The sequence below is a fragment of the Candidatus Poriferisodalis multihospitum genome (assembly GCF_028283155.1).
Lineage (GTDB): Bacteria > Actinomycetota > Acidimicrobiia > Acidimicrobiales > Poriferisodalaceae > Poriferisodalis > Poriferisodalis multihospitum.
Window position 1 is genome coordinate 1 of record NZ_JAPYOK010000100.1, and the last position, 17,162, is coordinate 17,162.

Below are 17,162 nucleotides of genomic sequence, written 5' to 3' on the forward strand. Positions count from 1 at the left end.
CGGCCCGGTCCGAGCCGTCCAGCACCAACGCAGCAGCACACAAGCTCATCCGCCGACACTAACCAACACCGCAACCAAACCCACGACAATCCACTAGGACCTCCTACGGCGGTATCACGTCTCCCGGCAGACGCTCCGGCGATTAGGGACTGCGCGCTGCGGTCGGCGCAGCGGCAGGGTCGCGGCCCGATGGGTCGTTGTCGGCGGGTTCGAGGGGTTGGAGGCGAGGTCGGCCGTTGGGTGGTATGTGGATCTTGCGGCCGCGGGTGTGGAGGTGTCGGTGGCAGGGTTCGCAGAGTGATGCGAGGTTGGGTATCTCCGTGAGGCCGCCGTTTTCGTAGTGGTCGATGTGGTGGGCTTGGGTGTGCTCTGCGGTGAGTTCGCAGCCGATGCAGCCGCCGTCGCGTGCGGCGAGGACGAGTCGTTGGGCATCGCTGGCGTTGCGGGTGCGGCCCAGAGCGAGCTGGGACCAGTCGGCGCTGAACATCGCGGGCAGCACCTCGGCGTCGAGCGCATGTTCCACGAGCATCTGCGCTGACAGGGGAGTGCCGTCATCGAGGCGGTGATTGGCGAGCCGGTCATTGACAGCGTCGTAGTCGGCGATGACGATTAAGTTGGCGGCGGGGCGCCGAGCCGTTTCTTTGCCGATCGCCAGATCGTAAAGGGCATCGGCGGTGAGCTGTGCCTTGGACGGAGCATCACCGCTTCCGTCGTCAGCGCTGCTCTCATCGTGGCGCCGGCGCATCGAGCGCACCGCGGCCTGCAGCGCCCCGCTGAGTCGTCGTCCTGTGAGGAAATCGAACTTGCCGCGCAGATGCCACATGCCATCGTCACCCATGCGCAGCGACGCCGAGCGCTCATGACGTTGCATTGCTAGCTCGGCGTCGATGGGGCTGAGGCCGTTAGCGGCAGCCTCGGCCGCAAGATCGGCTTCGACCTCCAGGCTGCGGTATGCGAGCGGGTGGCGTGCGATGGTGTCGGAGGGATATGCACGGGCGAGCTCTAGGAACTCGTCCTCGCTGCGGCGGTGTTTCTTGGGCGCTTCCCGGGCTATCACCTTCGCGTGTGACATGTGGATCTCGCCTGCCTGCATCGCGTCGAGCGTGTCGGTGAATCCTTCTGAGACCAGGCTCTCGGCCAGGCGGGCCTCGCTGCGGGCCTGCGCGCAGTTCATGCGGGTCTGGTCGCGCAGGACATAGGCGGCGGATTGTGCGCCATTGCGCGCTGCCAGCTCGCCGACCGCTGCTAGGTAGCGGCCCTCGACACGGGCACGCTCTTTCGCCAGTTCGACGACCAACTCTTTGAGGTCGCAGCCGCTCAGCGCCCCCAGCACGCTGGGGGCGCCGCCTGCAACGCCTCTTGCAGCGCCGCTGTCAGCCCACATCTCTGCCTCACCGGGCCAAGCCGAATCAGCGCCGACCCACGCAGATGTCGTGCTGTTGCCGTCGTCGTGCGCCTCCCAGTAGCCGGGAGCGAGTTCTCGCACAACGTCGCCGAACATGACGAGAGCATACACGCATTTGTTCTCAATTGCAAACACTCGCGCGCACAGATTTCGGTGAAATTCGGAAATCTGCAAGAATCGATTCCACGCAATATTCGGCCTGCGTGTGCATGCCGGAGGCCTCGCCTGCTCCGCCATTATGTATTTTCGCTGAGTGCTCTCTCTAGGAGTAGCTTGACGAGTCCTTGCGCGTCTTCATCGAGTTGAGCGACGTCTGCGACCCGAAAACGATAGCAACCATGTTTGCTTCGGTAGTCCATAAAATCGAGCGACGAATCGTCTAGCAACTCAGTCAGCGATGAGTCTTGCTTGCATTTTGCCTCTACTAGTACATGCTTCTTTCGAGGCCTCAGATACACTAGATTCATCACTGTTTGACTCGCGGCGTTCACGAGCCCGATATAGGCCCTATTGTAATTCAGAGTGAATTGCTGAGTCTCGGAGATGTTGTTGAGCACCTGCAACAGTTTGTCGGTGAATTGTAGAGACGCCGTGCTCGCCCTAGCCTCCCAGTACTGACGGTCGGCGGGAGCAGCCACGGCCTCGTCAGGTGCCTCAAGCGCCCTGTGGTCGAGTACCTTCGTGAAGGTCAAGGCGACGCTACCGTCAGTCATTTCATACGCTGTCGCTTGGAGAGCCACGATCGGAATGAACCGATTGAAGAGGCTAATGACATTGAAGAATCTCGCTGTGATTTCTTCGGCGACAATAACGGCGATATGCTGTCTATTCTGATAGCGAAGACGTTCTAGGTCCCAGTACTCGAGCGTTCGGATGATGTGTGACTCGTCAACAGGGCCGAGCTGTAATTCTATCTCGTACCATGTCTCATCCGCTTCATCGGAGAAGAGCAGGTCCAACCGTCCCCCGCTCGGCTGCATTCGCTCCTTGTCTCGCAGTACCACATCACCGAGTCCGAGCAATTCTGGTTGGGCAACCAGTTTTTCCTGAAGCCATCGCTCATTCAATCGATTATCCGATTTCATCGAGATGCGATTGAGTTTCGTGAGCTTGGGTTCCATATCTATTCTCTGGGATTCGAAGCGCGAGTTACAGGAGCGGGACACAGGGGTTTTGGGCTGCCTTGCCTATCGCGATAGTGTCATGAAGGCTACACACCGGTCCACTCGGGCGGGCGCTTCTCGGCGAACGCTCGCCCGCCTTCCTTGGCGTCATCGCTGTCGCCAACGATCCTGCGTATCGACTCGCCCATGCGCAGGGCCTCGGTCCAGCCCATGCGCTGGCTGCGCCACGCCACTTCTTTCACGGCTCGCACGGCAAGGGGCGCTCCTTGGCACAGCCGCTCGGCCAGGGAGCGGGCTTCGTCCATGAGCGTGTCGTGCGGAACGACCTTCCATGCGAGCCCCATCTCGTGAGCTTGCTCGGCGTCGAAGTTTTCGCCGGTCAGCAGGATCTCCATGGCGTTTGCCCAGCCGATCTTGTGCGGCATCCGCATCGAGCCCACGATGGTCGGCACGCCGATCCTCACCTCGGGCATGCCGAAGATGGCGCGGTCAGATGCGATGAGAAAGTCCGCCACCAGGGCCCCGGTGAGCCCGTAGCCGATGCACGCGCCGTTGATGGCCGCGATGATCGGCTTGTACAGCTCGAGGCCGCTCTCGAGGCTGTTGATGGTGGGGATCTCGAAGTACGACCCCGACCAGGTGCCTGCTGAGCCCTTGGTCGGATCGCGCAGGTCGGCGCCGGCGCAGAAGGCCCGGCCCTCCCCGGTCATGATCGCCACCCACGCGTCTGGGTTGTTGTAGAACTCCATCCACGCAGCGTTCAGGCACTGCCGCATGTCGCCGTTGATGGCGTTCATGGCCTCGGGCCGGTTGTAGGTGATGGTGGCGATGTGCCCGTCGAGCTGGTACGTGGCAGCGGCGCTGGGGTCGGAGATGTCGGGCACAGGGCCCTTGTAGGAAGGATCCGTCATGGGTGCCGTTCTAGCGCACCCACCCGTGCGGCCACCTGCGACTCCGGCTAGCTCAGCAGCGCACTACTAGCGTGACTGCCGCTCGCGACGGCACTCGCGACAGATGGGGAGCTCACGATGCGCACCGGCCAGCAGTACAAGGAATCGCTCGCAGACGGACGCCTGACGTACTTCGAGGGCAAGCAGGTCGACGACTTGGAGACTCACCCGATCCTCGGCCAAACGGTCGACGCGACTGCTGCGGGGTACGACCGCTTCTACGACCCCGCACCCGATGCCACTTCGCCGCTGATGACCGTGCCGCGCAGCGCGGACGACCTGCGTGAGATGATCCCCATGCTGCATTCGGCGGGGATGATGGCCCATGTCACCTACACGTCCATCCAGACGCTGAAGACGGCCGCAGGTCGCATGGTCGACACCAAGCCCGACTACATCGAGCGGATGGATGCCTTCATCGGCGAGGCGCAGCGCGACGACGTGCGGATCACCCAGTGCATCACCGATGCCAAGGGCGACCGCAGCCGGCCGCCGGCCCGCCAGGACGACCTCGACTCCTATGTGCGCGTCGTGGACCGCCAGCGGGACGGCGTGGTGATCCGCGGTGCCAAGCTGCACATCACCGGCGCCTCGTTCGGCCACGAGCTGCTCACTATCCCCACCAAGGCCATGAAGCCCGGCGAGGAGGACTGGTCGATCGGCTGCTCGGTGCCGGTGAGCGCCCCCGGTGTCAAGATCATCAACACCACCTACGCACCTCGGCATGAGGACCCCCGGGCGTTCCCGGTGTCGGGCGAGCATCACTATCCCGAGGGCTTCGTGATCTTCGACGACGTGTTCGTGCCTCACGAGCGCGTCTTCCTCGATGGCGAGACGCACTACGCCGCCGTGTTCGCCCATGCGTTGGGACTGTGGGAGCGCCTCGGCGGGCTGTCGGCTTTCGTGGAGGAAGCCGACCAGCTCGTCGGGCTGGCCCAGCTCGTGGCCGAGGCCAACGGCACAGCGGGGATCGGCCACGTCAAGGAGAAGATCTCCGAGTTGATCATCCACGCCACGCTGATCCGCGCTGCGCTGGAAGCGGCCATCGCTCACTGTTCCATCGGGCCCGAGGGTGCGGCGTTTCCTAACGAGCTCTACACCAACGCCGGCAAGTTCCAAGCGGCGGCGAACTACAGCGCCATGGTTCGCCACCTCCACGACATCGCCGGCGGTGCCGTGCTCACGTCGCCGGTGCCGGCCGACTTCGAGAATCCTGATGTCGGCGCGCTGGCACGCAAGTACATGTCCACCCGCCACGATGTCGACGGCGAGTACCGGGCACGCCTGATGCACACCATCCGGGACCTCACCGCCGACTCCTACGGCGGCTGGAAGTTCGTGACCAACCTGCAGGCCGGAGGCGGTCTGTACGCCCAGCGCATCGTGACGCGCAAGCACTACGACCTCGACGCGGCCAAGCAGAAGGCGCTGGCCGTGGCTGGGCTCGCCGACGCCGAGCACTAGTGCCGAGCGGCCCCCCTGACGGGGGTCGCGAGAGCGGCTCGCCTAGCTTGACGATGTGAGCGAATCCTCATCCGAGCCGGCAGTGATCGCCTCGACGACATCGCTGACACAGCAGTTCGGATCGACGGTGGCGCTGGACGCGCTCGACATTCGGATGCGGCCCGGCGTGACCGGGCTCGTCGGGGCGAATGGTGCCGGCAAGACCACGCTGCTCAACGCTTTGCTCGGCCTGCGTCCGCCGACCTCGGGTTCGGCCACGGTGCTGGGGCTCGATCCCCGCAGCCAGGGCGCCGCACTGCGCGCACAAGTCGGATTCGCGCCCGAGCGCGATGTGCTTCCCGACGAGATGCGGGCCGTCGATTTCGTGCGCCATCTGGCACAGGTACGCGGCCTGCCTCGCAGCGAAGCCCGCACCCGGGCATCGGACAGCCTGTGGCTGGTCGGGCTCGGCGAGGAGCGCACCCGCACGCTCGGCACCATGTCCACCGGTCAGCGCCAGCGCGTCAAGCTGGCGCAGGCCGTCGCGTCCGACCCGCAGCTGGTGCTGCTCGACGAACCCACCTCCGGGCTCGATCCGACGCAGCGCACCGAGATGCTCACGCTCATCGGCGAGATCAGCAACGAGCACTCGGTCAACGTGGTCTTGTCGTCGCATCTGCTCGAGGAGGTCGAGCGGGTCTGCGACCACATCGTCGCCCTCGACGCGGGGCGCTTGATTGCCGACGGGCCGATCACCGAACTGGTCGGCGACGGCGAAGGCATCACCTTGGAACTGGTCGACATCGCCGAGCCGGCGGGCTCGGTGGATGAGGTCGAGCGCTTGCTCACACGGGCCGGCGTGGAGGTGGAGCGCACCGGCACCACGCTGCGACTGGGCGGTCAGGGTCGGGATGAGCTCAGCGACCGGGCGCGCGACGCGGTTGCCGAAGCAGGTGCGCGCATCCGGCGCCTCGAAGCCCGCCAGCGCACGCTTGCCGATCTGTTCGAGGGATCGGCAATATGAGCGACACCACCGGAACCGCCGTCCACCGGGCGCAACCGCCAGAGGCAATCGGGGGCGCGGCACAGATTCTCGACCAGCGGTACCGGCCCTACAGCGGCGCCCGCCACGGACTCGCCGGCGCCATGCGGTCGGTCGTGGGGTCGTCGTGGAGATTCACGCTCGGCTTCGGCCGTCCGGCGCGCCACAAGTTCCTGCCTTGGCTGGCTGTGGTGATCGCCTTGGTGCCGGCAATCGTGTTCGTGGGGATGGCCACGGTGCTCGACATCGACCTGATCTCTGAGCAGATCCTGCCCGACTACCACGAGTACTACGTCCTCATACAGGCAGCGTTGTTCTTCTTCTGCGGGATCGTCGTTCCGGAGATTCTGGTGGCCGACCGACGCAACGGGATGCTGTCGCTGTACCTGTCCACGCCGCTGCGTCTGTGGAGCTATCTCGCATCGAAGGCGGCTGCGGTGACGGCGACGCTGGCGGTCATCACCGTGGGGCCGCTGCTGTTTCTGCTCGTCGCTTACACCATCGAAGGATCCGGCCCGGACGGGCCGGGGGACTGGCTGATCGTGCTCGTGCGCATACTGGGCGCCGGCATCGCCATCGCCGCCACGATTGCCGCCGCCAGCCTGGCTATCTCGAGCTTGACCGATCGGCGGGCATTCGCCGTGATTGGCGTGGTCCTGCTGCTGCTGGGCTCCAATCTGGTGACCAGCGTCCTGGTCGAAGTCGCCGAGATGGACGCCCGCATCTATGCGTTCAACCTCGGCGAGATCGGTGCTGCGCTGAAGGACCGGATCTTCGGCGTCGGACCGCCGCCGCTTGGCGACGACGAAGGCTCGCCTGGCCAGCGCATCAGCGAGCTGTCGACGCTGTTCGTCATCGCGGCGAATGCCGCGTGGGTGGCGGCAGGTGCATCTGTGCTGTGGTGGCGCTATCGCCGCATCGAGGGGGGTCGATGAACTCCCGACCTCGCCCCGCTCCTGCACCGGCCCCCATGCCTGACGCCGCCGGCGACGAACAGGCGTCCGCGCAGGGACCGGGCGCCGCTGCGGTTCCTGTGCCGCCCGCAGGCATGGTCGAGGTGCACGGTGTATCGAAGTTCTTCGGCGATGTGGTGGCCGTGTCCGATGTGACCTTCGCCGTCCGTGCCGGCGTCACGGCACTGCTGGGGCCCAACGGCGCAGGCAAATCAACGCTGTTCCGCATGATGTGCGGGCTCACGCCGCCATCGAGGGGAACGGTGCGCGTGCTGGGAGCTGATGCCCGGCGCAATCGCGATGTGCGCGGCCGGATCGGGCTGTCGCCGCAGCAGGACGCCCTCTTCGACCGGCTCGACGCGCTCGAGTTCGTGACGATCGCAGCCGCCACGCAGGGTGTGGCGGATCCTGAAGCGGCCGGGCGACACGCTCTGGGCATTGTGGAACTCGATCCCGACGATCATCGACCGGTGTCGGGCTATTCCAAGGGCATGCGGCAGCGCACCAAGCTGGCCGCGGCTCTTGTCCACGATCCGGAGGTGCTGATCCTGGACGAGCCGCTCAACGGTCTCGATCCAGTGCAACGACGCCGCATGATCGAGTTGCTCGAAGACCTCGGCGCGCAGGGGCGCTGCGTGCTCGTCTCGTCCCACGTGCTGGAGGAGGTCGCCCGGCTCGGATCGAGAATCCTGGTGATTGCCCAGGGCCGCCTCGTCGCCAGCGGCGATTACCGCGAGCTCCGCGAGCTGATGGACGATCGCCCGCACCGCATCAGCATCGAATGCGACAAGCCCCGCTCCTTGGCCGGCGCGTTGGTGGAGTCGGGTACCGCCGTCGGCGTCCGTGTCGAGGGGGACGCCGTCGTCGCCCACACCTTGGACGTGGACCGGCTTGGGCGCGAGATCGCGCCCTTGGCCCGTCGCCTCGACTCACGCCTGCGCTCGGTGCTACCCCTCGATGACGACCTCGAGTCGGTGTTCCGCTACTTGGTGGAGCGACGATGAGCAACCCCGAAGGCGCCGCAGCCTCGACGCCAGTGCTACGGCGCGTCGGCACCGCGCGCGCGACCGCGCTGTGCTACCGGGTTCTGATCCGCCAGATTGTCTCGGTGGGTCGTATAGCGGCGCTCAGCGCCCTGGGGGCGATCATGATCGTCGTCGGCTGGGTGGTGGGCAACTCGTCGAACAGCGGCGCCGGTGCAGACAGCGGGATGATCTACGACGGCGCGAGCTATGCCGACGGGTTCGGTCTGATCGTCATCGTGCCCATCGTCTCGCTGGTGTTCGCCGCGGCCTCGCTCGGCGATGCGCGCGACGACGGCACGCTCGTGTACCTGTGGCTCCGGCCCATGGGCCGCATGCCGCTGGTGGTGGCGGCTGCCGCGGCGGCAGTGACAGTCTCGCTGCCGCTGTGCGTCATCCCGACCACGCTGGGCGGCTGGTTCGCGACTGACTTCGTTGCCGAATCAGGAGGCGTCGCACTGGGAGCGCTGGCCGCAGCGGCGCTGGGCACCGTCGCGTATTCGTGCCTGTTCGTGCTGTTGGGCCTGCTGTTCCGCAAAGCCGTGCTGTGGGGGATCGCCTACGTGCTGCTGTGGGAGGGGCTGGCGGTCGGCTTGGGCGATTTCGCCGAGCGGCTGTCATTGCGCGGCTACGCCCGCTCGCTGCTCTCGCAGATCGCTGACGTCGATCTCGGCTTCACCACCTACGGGCTCGTGACGTCGATCATCGTGCTCGCAAGCGTGTCGGTTGTCAGCCTCGCCCTCGCCGCCGTGCGACTCAGCCGCCTCAACGTCGACTGACCGCGCCAAGGTGGGCAACCGGGGGTCATACCTCCGCAGCGGGAGCGCGACACAATGGGCGGGTGCGCCTGGTGATTCAGATCCCCTGTCTCAATGAGGCAGAGACCCTGGGTCAGACCATGAGCGAGCTGCCGCGCCAGGTGGACGGCTTCAGCGAAGTGCTGTGGCTGGTCATCGACGATGGCTCCACCGACGACACGGTGAAGGTGGCTCGGAACCACGGTGCCGACGCCGTTGTCAGCCTCACGCAGAACAAGGGGCTCGCCGTGGCCTTCGCCAGTGGCATCGATGCGGCGCTGCGCATGGGCGCCGACGTGATCGTGAACACCGACGGCGACAACCAGTACGAAGCGGACGACATCAGCAAGCTGACCGAGCCGATCGTGGCCGGCCGCGCCGACCTGGTGATCGGCTCGCGAGACATCCGCAACCACCCAGAGTTCTCGCCGCTCAAGAAGCGGCTGCAGTGGCTCGGCTCGTGGACGGTCCGCCAAGCATCGGCGACCGACGTGGCCGATGTGACTTCTGGGTTCCGCGCCTACAGCCGGGAGGCTGCGCTGGCGGCGAACGTCGTGTCGCGGTTCACGTACACGCTCGAGACCGTGATCCAGGCCGGCAAGTCGGACCTTGCGGTCACCGATGTGCCGGTGCGGGTGAATCCCACCACCCGGCCGTCGCGCTTGTTCAAGTCCAAGCGCCAGTACGTGCGCAGGGCGGCCGGCACCATCGCCCGCGTCTACGCGATGCACGAACCGCTGCGGGTCTTCGCTGTGCCGGCGGCACTGTTCGCTGCGGTCGGCATGTTCCTGTTCGCCCGCTTCGGGTGGTTCCTGGTGACCTCGGACGGCTCAGGACATGTGCAATCGCTCATCATCGGCGCCGTCGCGCTGCTCGTGGCCATGCAGCTCGTGATGCTGGGCGTTCTGGCCGACCTGCTGCGCGCCAACCGTGTGATCGCAGAGCGAACGTTGCGCCGAGTCCGCGCGATAGAGCTCGACGTCGGAACACTGAAGCAGCCAGATTCTGAAACCGGGGAGCCGCGCAGATAGGTGCGCCGGCCATGGCACATGTGCTTGCTGGCTGGAGTGCTACGAAACAACGACCACCACGTCGCCGGCGCCCACCGTGTCGCCCGGTTCGACCTTGATCTCGGTGACGGTTCCCGACCGGTCGGCGTTGATGCTGTTCTCCATCTTCATGGCTTCGAGCACCACTACCCCTTCGCCGGCCGTGACCTCCTGGCCAACTTCCACCAGGATCTTGACAATGGTCCCCTGCATCGGGACGGTCACCTGACCGGTGCCGGTGCCCGCCGAAGCGCCGCCGCTTGCGCGCCGGGGGCGAGCAGCCGTGTTGGCCGCATTGCCTGTGCTGGCTGGATTTGGCGGCGCTGTCTCGGGCACCCACGCGCTCACCGAGAACCGCTTGCCGTCCACTTCCACCACCACGTCCCGTCGCACGCGCGGCAGGTCGTCGCCGTCGGGCGCAGCGGGGGGTTCTGCGTCGGTCTTGCCGGTCACACCGCTCAGGTCGAGCCGTTCTTCCACCCACTTCGTGCTGTGGATGCCAGCCTGGAAGTCCTCTGAGGCCATGATCCGCGTGTGCGCTGCTGAGGTGGTCGCGACGCCGCCGACGCTCAGCTCGCTGAGGGCCCGCTGCATGCGGGCGATGGCCGTCGGACGATCGGAGCCCCACACGACGAGCTTGCCGATGAGGTTGTCGTAGTACTGGCTGACGGTGTCGCCGGCTTCGTAGCCGCCGTCCCAGCGAATGCCGAAACCGTCCGGCACCACCAGAGACGTCAGCGAGCCCGGGGACGGCAGGAAGCGACCGCCCGCCGGATCCTCGGCATTGATGCGTGCCTCGATCGCGTGGCCGACCGAGGTCACCTCGGACTGCGTGAACGACAGCGGCTCCCCGGCGGCCACCCGGATCTGCTCGCGGACAAGATCGATGCCGGTCACCATTTCGGTGACCGGGTGCTCCACCTGCAGCCGAGTGTTCATCTCCAAGTAGAAGAACTCGCCGTCCTGGTAAAGGAACTCCACCGTGCCGGCATTCGTGTAGTTGCAGCCGCGGGCCACGGCCACCGCCGCGTCGCCCATCGCCTTGCGGACGGCATCGTCGAGCAGGGGCGCAGGGCTCTCCTCCACCAGCTTCTGGTGCCGGCGCTGCGCGGAGCAGTCACGCTCGCCAAGCCACACGGCGTTGCCGTGGTGATCGGCGATGATCTGCATCTCGATGTGGCGGGGCCAGGTGAGGTAGCGCTCCATGTAGCACTCGCCGCGCCCGAAGAACGCCTCGGCCTCCCGCTGCGCCGATGCCAGGGCGGCTTCGATCTCGTCGGGGCTGCCGACAACTTTCATGCCGCGACCGCCGCCCCCGTACGCCGCCTTGATGGCGATGGGGTAACCGTGCTCGTCGCCGAATGCTGCGACTTCGTCGGGGGAGGTGATCACCTCGGTGGTGCCGGGCACGCCGGCGACGCCGGAACGTTCCGCAGCCAGGCGGGCCGAGATCTTGTCGCCCATCACCTCAATGGCCTCGGGCGGCGGCCCCACGAACGTGACACCCCGCTCGGTGATGGCGCGGGCAAAGTCGGCGTTCTCGGAATAGAAGCCATATCCGGGGTGGACCGCATCGGCGCCGCACCGGGCGATGACGTCGAGGATTGCCTCGGTGTTGAGGTAGCTCTCCGCCGCGGTCTGACCGCCGAGGGCGAACGCCTCGTCGGCGAGCCGCACATGCATGGCGTCGCGGTCGAGTTCGCTGTACACCGCGACGGACGGAATGCCCAGCTCGCGGCACGCTCGGATGACACGCACCGCTATCTCGCCCCGGTTGGCGATGAGGAGCTTGCTGAACACGGATCAGGTCCCCGAACGGCAGGACATAGAAAGGCGACGCTATTGCTCCCTGCTCATGTTCGCTACCGGTACTGTCGCTGCGTGCCTGCCGAGCACGAACCGGGGGAATTCGACTCGCCGCACTTCGGGTCGGTCGCCGGCACTCGCTTCGGCGATGTCGTGTGGCGCGACGAGATCGGCTCGACTAACACTGAGCTGCTGGATCGAGCACGCAGTGGGGCACCCGAAGGAAAGGTGCTGATCGCCGACCTGCAGACCGCCGGCCGCGGCCGTCGGGGCCGCCGCTGGACGGCGCCGCCGGGCACCTCGCTCATGATGTCGGTGCTGCTGCGCCCGCCGCCGGGACCGCTGCCTCCGACTCGGGCGGCCCTGGTGACGCTTGCCGTCGGTCTGGCGGCCGCAGACGCGTGCGAGCAGGTATGCGGAATCCGGCCGCTGCTGAAGTGGCCCAACGACCTCGTGATAGCTGGCCCGGCGGGTCCTGACGCGGACGGTCACGGCGCCGTTCGCCACGATCGCAAGCTGGCGGGCATCCTGGCCGAGTCCATCAGCACGCAGGGACTGCTGTCTGCGGTGGTCGTGGGCATGGGCCTCAACACCGGCTGGCCGGAGGTGCCCGCGGAACTGGAAGGCGTCGCGACGAGCTTGAACCTGGAATCGGGGGCTCCGGTGGACCGGACGCTGCTGGCACGCCGGGTGCTGGAGGGTCTGGAGGCTCGCTACGAGTTGCTGTGCCGGGCCGCTGACGGCACCGGCGCGGCCATCGTGCTGGACGAGGCTCGTCGGAATTCCGCCACGCTCGGTCATCGCGTGCGCGTCTCGCTTGATGCCACAACGGTGGCGTCCGCCAACGATGCGCGCAGCCTCGAAGGTTTGGCGAGCGACCTCGATGCTGAGGGCAGGTTGCTGATCACCGACGATGTCGGGACGGTCCATACGGTGGCGGTCGGCGACGTGGTGCACCTGCGCCCAGCGTGAAGCGACATACGGCCCCCGATCGGCGCAGGACAGAAATCTCCTGCGTTGAGCGTCGGCGTCGGGTAGAACCGCAGTGCGGGCCGCGCTTGCCGCCGCTCGCGACACCCCCGACAGAGTGAGGACGCTGTGCCGCTGACTGTTTCAACTGACGCCTTCGAGGTTGTGACCGACCCCGCTGCTGCGCCGTCCACTGCCGCCGTGGACAGGCCGGTGCGCAGCGATGCGCTGGACACGCTGGGCGCCACGCCCAACTACCTGGCAGCCAGCGGCTTCGATGGCGCCGTCGGCAGGACCGCGCTGATGGCCGGCATCGCCGACACTGCTGACGACACCATGCCCATCGCCGTCGGGCTCGGTTCCGACGATCTCACTGCGGCGGACGTCCGCAAGGCGGCGGCGAATCTCTGGCGGGCGGCATCGAAGGTTGACTCGCTGACCTCGGCACTGGCGACCGTCGCGGCTGACGATCTCGGTACCGATGTCGCACTCGCGGCAGTGGCCGAAGGCATGCTCCTGGCCTCCTACGGGTTCAACGAGCACAAGGGCGAACCGCCCGAAGCCGACGCACTCGGCCAAGTTGTGCTCGCAGCGCCCGACGGCACCGACACCGCGGCCGCCTTCGCCCGTGCCGCCGCTGTGGCCGGCGGCATTGCCCTGGCCCGCGACCTGGTCAACCAGCCAGCCGGCGCGCTCACCGCAAGCGGCCTCGCCGATGCCGCAACCGAGGCCATCGAGGCGGCCTCCGCAGACGGCGATCCCGCGGCAGGCACTGCATCGGTGGAAGTGTGGGACCGCGAACGACTCGAGGCGGAGCGATGCGGTGGGCTCCTGGGTGTCAACGCAGGCTCGACAGAGCCGCCGGCGCTCATCCGCATGCGCTGGCAGCCGACCGCTGAGCCGCGCGCCACCGTGCACCTCGTCGGCAAGGGCATCACATTCGACACGGGCGGGCTCAACCTCAAGACCTTCGAGGGCATGGAGTGGATGAAGATCGACATGGGCGGCGCTGCCGCGGTCATCGGCGCGATGAGCGCGATCGTGCGGCTCGCGCCCGATGTCGCGGTCACGGGCATCTGCTGCTGCACCGACAACCAGCCCGGACCCACGGCCACTAAGCCCGGCGATGTGCTGCGCATCCGCAACGGCAAGACCGTGGAAGTGCTGAACACCGACGCCGAGGGGCGGCTCGTGCTCGCTGACGGTCTGTCGCTCTCGGTCGAAGAGGAGCCTGACCTGGTTGTCGACCTCGCCACGCTGACGGGTGCCTGCATGGTGGCGCTCGGCGACAAGTACGGCGGGCTCATGGGCAACGACGCCGCAGCGATCGAGCGTGCCGAGGCTGCGGCAAGCGCCGCTGGCGAGCTGCTCTGGCATCTGCCCCTGCCGCCGGAGTACCGCGAGCAGCTCGACTCGCCGATTGCCGACCTGCGCAACATCGGCAAGAACCGTTACGGGGGCACGCTTCACGCCGGCCTGTTCCTGTCGGAGTTTGTGGGCGAGACGCCGTGGGTGCACTTCGACATCGCGGGGCCCGTGCGCACCGACGCCGATGCCGGCGAGCTGTCCAAGGGAGCGTCCGGCTTCGGTGTGCGCACGCTGGTGGAGCTGATCTGCGGTTGGTGACCGGGGGTTAGCCGCCGCGGTGTGTGCTGGGTCGGGTGCATCGCTGCGCCCAAGCCCATGCCGTTGCCTCGTTCGCGGCATTGGGCGCGAGCCCCAGCGTCACCAGGCGCTCGGCTGATTCGTGCAGGCCGTGGCCGAGCATCAACATGCAAGAAGCCAGCAAGCGTGTCTCGCCGACCGAGAAATCCGCGCCCCCATCGGTGCGCGACCAGCGTCCGACCTCGTTACGCAGTTCTTGGGGCATCCGGTCGTGCAGCCGACGTGGCACGGGCGGCAGCAGGCGGCGAACCATCAGCACGGCGTCATCGGCGAACTGCGCTAGGTGGAACATGGCGCAGCGGTCGATAGTACGCATGAAGCTGCTCGTGCGGCCGCCGCGGTGCTGGAGTCCGAGTCGCCGGGCGGTGGAGTCGAGATCCAGCCGCAGGTCTTCGCCTGGGGCCAGCTCGTCGAACTCCCGTGCGAGCAGGCGCAGAAACCAGACGGCGCTCGGGCCCAGGATGGCGACCCAGAAGCGCTCCACGTAGGCCGAGCGCGGGTCGTGGCCACGGCGCCGCAAGCTGGGGTCATCCCACGGCCGCGCCAAAAGGACACGCAGCGGCTGGCTTGTGGCCGCGGGGACCAGCGGCTCGCTCTGCACAGTCGCCGTGCCGCCGACGAGCTGCAGGTTGACCGCTGCAGCGTCGCTGCTGGCAGTCAGGGGCGGGGGAGTCGTCGGCAGGTGATCGGTTCGCATCGAGGTCTCCTTCAGCATCCTGTGTCGCGTTCGGCGGCGATCGCCGTTTGTGCACAGCGAACGTGTTGTATATCAAAAAATACTTATACAACATGAAATATATTTTTAATCACACAAGACTCGTGAAACCCCGTACCCCGCGATCAGTCAGACTGAGAGGCATGAGCCCAGCCGAGACGGACACGGGGCCCGATTCGAGTTCTGACACTGATGACGATGTCCGGACGGTGGCGGGATGGATCGACGAGGCGAGCGCCATCACGGTGCTGACCGGCGCCGGGATCTCCACTGACTCGGGAATCCCGGACTTCCGCGGCCCCAATGGCGTATGGACCAAGAACCCCGCTGCCGAGAAGCAGGCGACGCTGCAGAACTACCTGGCCGATCCCGAGGTGCGCGTGCTGGCCTGGCGGGCGCGCATGGATCACCGTGCGTGGGGTGCCGAGCCCAACGACGGGCACCGAGCACTTGTGCAGCTCGAGCGCCGCCGCAAGCTGGTGTCGCTGCTGACGCAGAATGTGGACGGGCTGCACCACGACGCCGGCTCGGATCCCGACAAGATCGTGGAGGTGCACGGCACCATCCGCGAGGTTGCGTGCCTGGAGTGCGACTACCGCGCTGACATGGGGGCGGTGCTCGACCGGGTGCGGCTCGGCGAGGACGACCCGCCGTGTCCGGTGTGCGGCGGGATTCTCAAGAGCGCCACGATCAGCTTCGGCCAGCAGCTCGTGGCGCGGGATCTGCTGCGTGCCCAGATTGCTGCTGAGAATTGCGACCTGATGCTGGCGGTGGGCACGACGCTGGCCGTCTATCCGATCGCTGCGGTGGTGCCGGCGGCGAAATCGGCAGGCGCTCGTGTTGTGATCGTCAATGCGGAAGCCACCGAGATGGACCACCTCGCCGACATGGTGCTCCGCCGGTCCATCTCCGAGGTCCTCCCCCAGATCTGCGGCGATCGGCGGCGGCACTAAAACCCGACTGAATTAGTAGGATTTAGGGCCTGAGCCTGGTCACAGGACTGGGCGCTATCGAACGCGACACCAAGCGACGAACAGGGAGGCCCCGATGCCTTCGTTCCGCGAACTGCTGACAGCGACCAAGCGCGAGATCACCGAGATCACGACGGCCACGGCTGCCGAATGGATCACCGACCGTTCGCCTGTGGTGCTCGATGTGCGCGAGCCCGACGAATACGAGCAGGGTGCGCTGGCCGACGCCATCCACATCCCACGCGGGCACCTGGAAGCGCAGATCGAGAACCGGCTGCCCGATCACGATGCCGAGATCATCATCTACTGCGCCGGCGGCGTGCGCTCGGCCTTCGCGGCCAAAACGCTCACTGAGCTGGGATATCCGAACGCGGTGTCCATGGACGGCGGCTTCGGCCAGTGGAAGGACGAAGGCCGGCCGTGGTCGACGCCGGCCTCGCTCGGCGCCGAGCAGCGCAACCGCTACCAGCGGCACCTGCTGCTCCCCGAGGTGGGCGAGGCCGGGCAGCTCAAGCTGCTCGACGCCAAGGTGCTCATGCTCGGCGCAGGCGGCCTCGGCTCGCCCGCGGCGCTCTACCTGGCAGCCGCCGGTGTCGGCACGCTCGGCATCATCGACATGGACGTGGTTGACGAGTCGAACTTGCAGCGCCAGATTCTCCACAATGTCGACCGGGTCGGCGACCGCAAGGTGGATTCGGCCAAGAAAACCCTGACTGCACTGAACCCCGACGTCAATGTGGTCACCTACGACACGCGGCTCGGCGCCGACAATGTGCTGGAGATCCTGTCGGGCTGGGACGTGATCGTGGACGGCGCCGACAACTTCCCGAGCCGGTACCTGCTCAACGATGCCTCGGTGAAGCTGGGCATACCCATAGTGCACGGCTCGATCTTCCGCTTCGAGGGCCAGGTCACCGTGTTCGACCCGCAGCATGGGCCGACCTATCGCGACTACCTGCCCGAGCCGCCGCCGGCGGAACTCGCCCCGTCGTGCGCGGAGGCCGGTGTGCTCGGCGTGCTGCCGGGAATCGTGGGCTCGATCCAGGCCCTCGAGACCATCAAGCTGATCCTCGGCGTCGGTGATTCGCTGTCGGGCCGCATCGTCGCCTTCGACTCGCTGGAGATGACCTTCCGCGAGTTCCGGCTGCGTCCGGACCCTGCCAATGAGGTCACCTACGCCAATCGCGAGCGCATCACCGTCAGCGAACTCGACGGCCTCTGCAGCCCCACACTGAGCTGATCCCCTCACAG

Annotated in this window: 15 protein-coding genes; 10 read left to right on the forward strand and 5 right to left on the reverse strand. The window is 66.8% G+C overall.

Annotated elements, in window-relative coordinates:
* Positions 1–142: 142 nt before the first annotated feature.
* The 3 genes from VI480_RS10955 to VI480_RS10965 all read right to left on the reverse strand — a co-directional run bounded on the left by VI480_RS10955 (position 143) and on the right by VI480_RS10965 (position 3,440).
* Positions 143–1,501, reverse strand: a complete 1,359-nt coding sequence (locus VI480_RS10955; RefSeq protein ID WP_323672880.1) for an HNH endonuclease signature motif containing protein — start codon at positions 1,499–1,501, stop codon at positions 143–145.
* A gap of 140 nt (positions 1,502–1,641) precedes the next feature.
* On the reverse strand, positions 1,642–2,526 hold the full coding sequence (locus VI480_RS10960; RefSeq protein ID WP_323672881.1) for a hypothetical protein: 885 nt from the start codon (positions 2,524–2,526) through the stop codon (positions 1,642–1,644).
* An 89-nt stretch (positions 2,527–2,615) separates the two neighbouring features.
* Complete coding sequence (locus tag VI480_RS10965) at positions 2,616–3,440, reverse strand: enoyl-CoA hydratase/isomerase family protein (protein WP_323672882.1); 825 nt, start codon at positions 3,438–3,440, stop codon at positions 2,616–2,618.
* 117 nt (positions 3,441–3,557) lie between these two features.
* Between VI480_RS10965 and VI480_RS10970 the strand changes: the two genes are divergently transcribed.
* From VI480_RS10970 to VI480_RS10995, 6 genes are all read left to right on the forward strand, one after another.
* Positions 3,558–4,943 carry a 4-hydroxyphenylacetate 3-hydroxylase N-terminal domain-containing protein gene (locus VI480_RS10970; protein ID WP_323672883.1) on the forward strand — a complete coding sequence of 462 codons (1,386 nt, stop codon included), beginning with the start codon at positions 3,558–3,560 and terminating at the stop codon, positions 4,941–4,943.
* Between the two features lie 55 nt (positions 4,944–4,998).
* The gene (locus VI480_RS10975) at positions 4,999–5,946 is read left to right on the forward strand and encodes an ABC transporter ATP-binding protein (protein ID WP_323672884.1); all 948 of its coding nucleotides are present in this window, start codon (positions 4,999–5,001) and stop codon (positions 5,944–5,946) included.
* On the forward strand, positions 5,943–6,899 hold the full coding sequence (locus VI480_RS10980) for a hypothetical protein (protein ID WP_323672885.1): 957 nt from the start codon (positions 5,943–5,945) through the stop codon (positions 6,897–6,899). Before VI480_RS10975 ends, VI480_RS10980 begins: the two co-directional genes overlap by 4 nt.
* Before the next feature lie 35 nt (positions 6,900–6,934).
* Positions 6,935–7,921: an ABC transporter ATP-binding protein gene (locus VI480_RS10985; protein WP_323672886.1), complete on the forward strand. Its 987-nt coding sequence runs from the start codon at positions 6,935–6,937 to the stop codon at positions 7,919–7,921.
* Positions 7,918–8,718, forward strand: coding sequence for an ABC transporter permease (locus VI480_RS10990; protein ID WP_323672887.1), 801 nt, complete (start codon positions 7,918–7,920; stop codon positions 8,716–8,718). The genes VI480_RS10985 and VI480_RS10990 overlap by 4 nt, the downstream gene beginning before the upstream one ends.
* A 71-nt stretch (positions 8,719–8,789) precedes the next feature.
* A complete protein-coding gene (locus tag VI480_RS10995) occupies positions 8,790–9,767 on the forward strand; it encodes a glycosyltransferase family 2 protein (RefSeq protein ID WP_323672981.1) in 978 nt (325 codons plus the stop codon).
* A 39-nt stretch (positions 9,768–9,806) separates the two neighbouring features.
* Here the strand turns inward: VI480_RS10995 and VI480_RS11000 are convergent, their stop codons facing one another.
* On the reverse strand, positions 9,807–11,585 hold the full coding sequence (locus tag VI480_RS11000; protein WP_323672888.1) for an acetyl-CoA carboxylase biotin carboxylase subunit: 1,779 nt from the start codon (positions 11,583–11,585) through the stop codon (positions 9,807–9,809).
* A gap of 81 nt (positions 11,586–11,666) precedes the next feature.
* Here VI480_RS11000 and VI480_RS11005 point away from each other — a divergent pair, with 81 nt between their 5' ends.
* Positions 11,667–12,563 (forward strand): biotin--[acetyl-CoA-carboxylase] ligase, encoded by an 897-nt coding sequence (locus VI480_RS11005; RefSeq protein WP_323672889.1) that lies wholly within the window; start codon positions 11,667–11,669, stop codon positions 12,561–12,563.
* A 126-nt stretch (positions 12,564–12,689) separates the two neighbouring features.
* Positions 12,690–14,186 carry a leucyl aminopeptidase gene (locus VI480_RS11010; protein WP_323672890.1) on the forward strand — a complete coding sequence of 499 codons (1,497 nt, stop codon included), beginning with the start codon at positions 12,690–12,692 and terminating at the stop codon, positions 14,184–14,186.
* 7 nt (positions 14,187–14,193) lie between these two features.
* Here VI480_RS11010 and VI480_RS11015 read toward each other — a convergent pair whose 3' ends face one another.
* On the reverse strand, positions 14,194–14,922 hold the full coding sequence (locus VI480_RS11015) for a hypothetical protein (protein WP_323672891.1): 729 nt from the start codon (positions 14,920–14,922) through the stop codon (positions 14,194–14,196).
* A 161-nt stretch (positions 14,923–15,083) separates the two neighbouring features.
* Here VI480_RS11015 and VI480_RS11020 point away from each other — a divergent pair, with 161 nt between their 5' ends.
* Positions 15,084–15,893: a Sir2 family NAD-dependent protein deacetylase gene (locus tag VI480_RS11020; protein ID WP_323672892.1), complete on the forward strand. Its 810-nt coding sequence runs from the start codon at positions 15,084–15,086 to the stop codon at positions 15,891–15,893.
* A gap of 94 nt (positions 15,894–15,987) precedes the next feature.
* On the forward strand, positions 15,988–17,151 hold the full coding sequence (gene moeB, locus VI480_RS11025; RefSeq protein WP_323672893.1) for a molybdopterin-synthase adenylyltransferase MoeB: 1,164 nt from the start codon (positions 15,988–15,990) through the stop codon (positions 17,149–17,151).
* The last annotated feature ends 11 nt before the right edge of the window (positions 17,152–17,162 follow it).

Excerpts from the sequence above, each read along its gene's own strand:
- VI480_RS10965 (WP_323672882.1), bottom strand. The coding sequence starts at position 3,440 with ATGACGGATCCTTCCTACAAGGGCCCTGTGCCCGACATCTCCGACCCC.
- VI480_RS10955 (WP_323672880.1), bottom strand. The coding sequence starts at position 1,501 with ATGTTCGGCGACGTTGTGCGAGAACTCGCTCCCGGCTACTGGGAGGCG.
- VI480_RS10990 (WP_323672887.1), top strand. The coding sequence starts at position 7,918 with ATGAGCAACCCCGAAGGCGCCGCAGCCTCGACGCCAGTGCTACGGCGC.
- VI480_RS10960 (WP_323672881.1), bottom strand. The coding sequence starts at position 2,526 with ATGGAACCCAAGCTCACGAAACTCAATCGCATCTCGATGAAATCGGAT.
- VI480_RS11015 (WP_323672891.1), bottom strand. The coding sequence starts at position 14,922 with ATGCGAACCGATCACCTGCCGACGACTCCCCCGCCCCTGACTGCCAGC.
- VI480_RS10980 (WP_323672885.1), top strand. The coding sequence starts at position 5,943 with ATGAGCGACACCACCGGAACCGCCGTCCACCGGGCGCAACCGCCAGAG.
- VI480_RS10985 (WP_323672886.1), top strand. The coding sequence starts at position 6,935 with ATGCCTGACGCCGCCGGCGACGAACAGGCGTCCGCGCAGGGACCGGGC.
- VI480_RS10970 (WP_323672883.1), top strand. The coding sequence starts at position 3,558 with ATGCGCACCGGCCAGCAGTACAAGGAATCGCTCGCAGACGGACGCCTG.
- moeB (WP_323672893.1), top strand. The coding sequence starts at position 15,988 with ATGCCTTCGTTCCGCGAACTGCTGACAGCGACCAAGCGCGAGATCACC.
- VI480_RS11020 (WP_323672892.1), top strand. The coding sequence starts at position 15,084 with ATGAGCCCAGCCGAGACGGACACGGGGCCCGATTCGAGTTCTGACACT.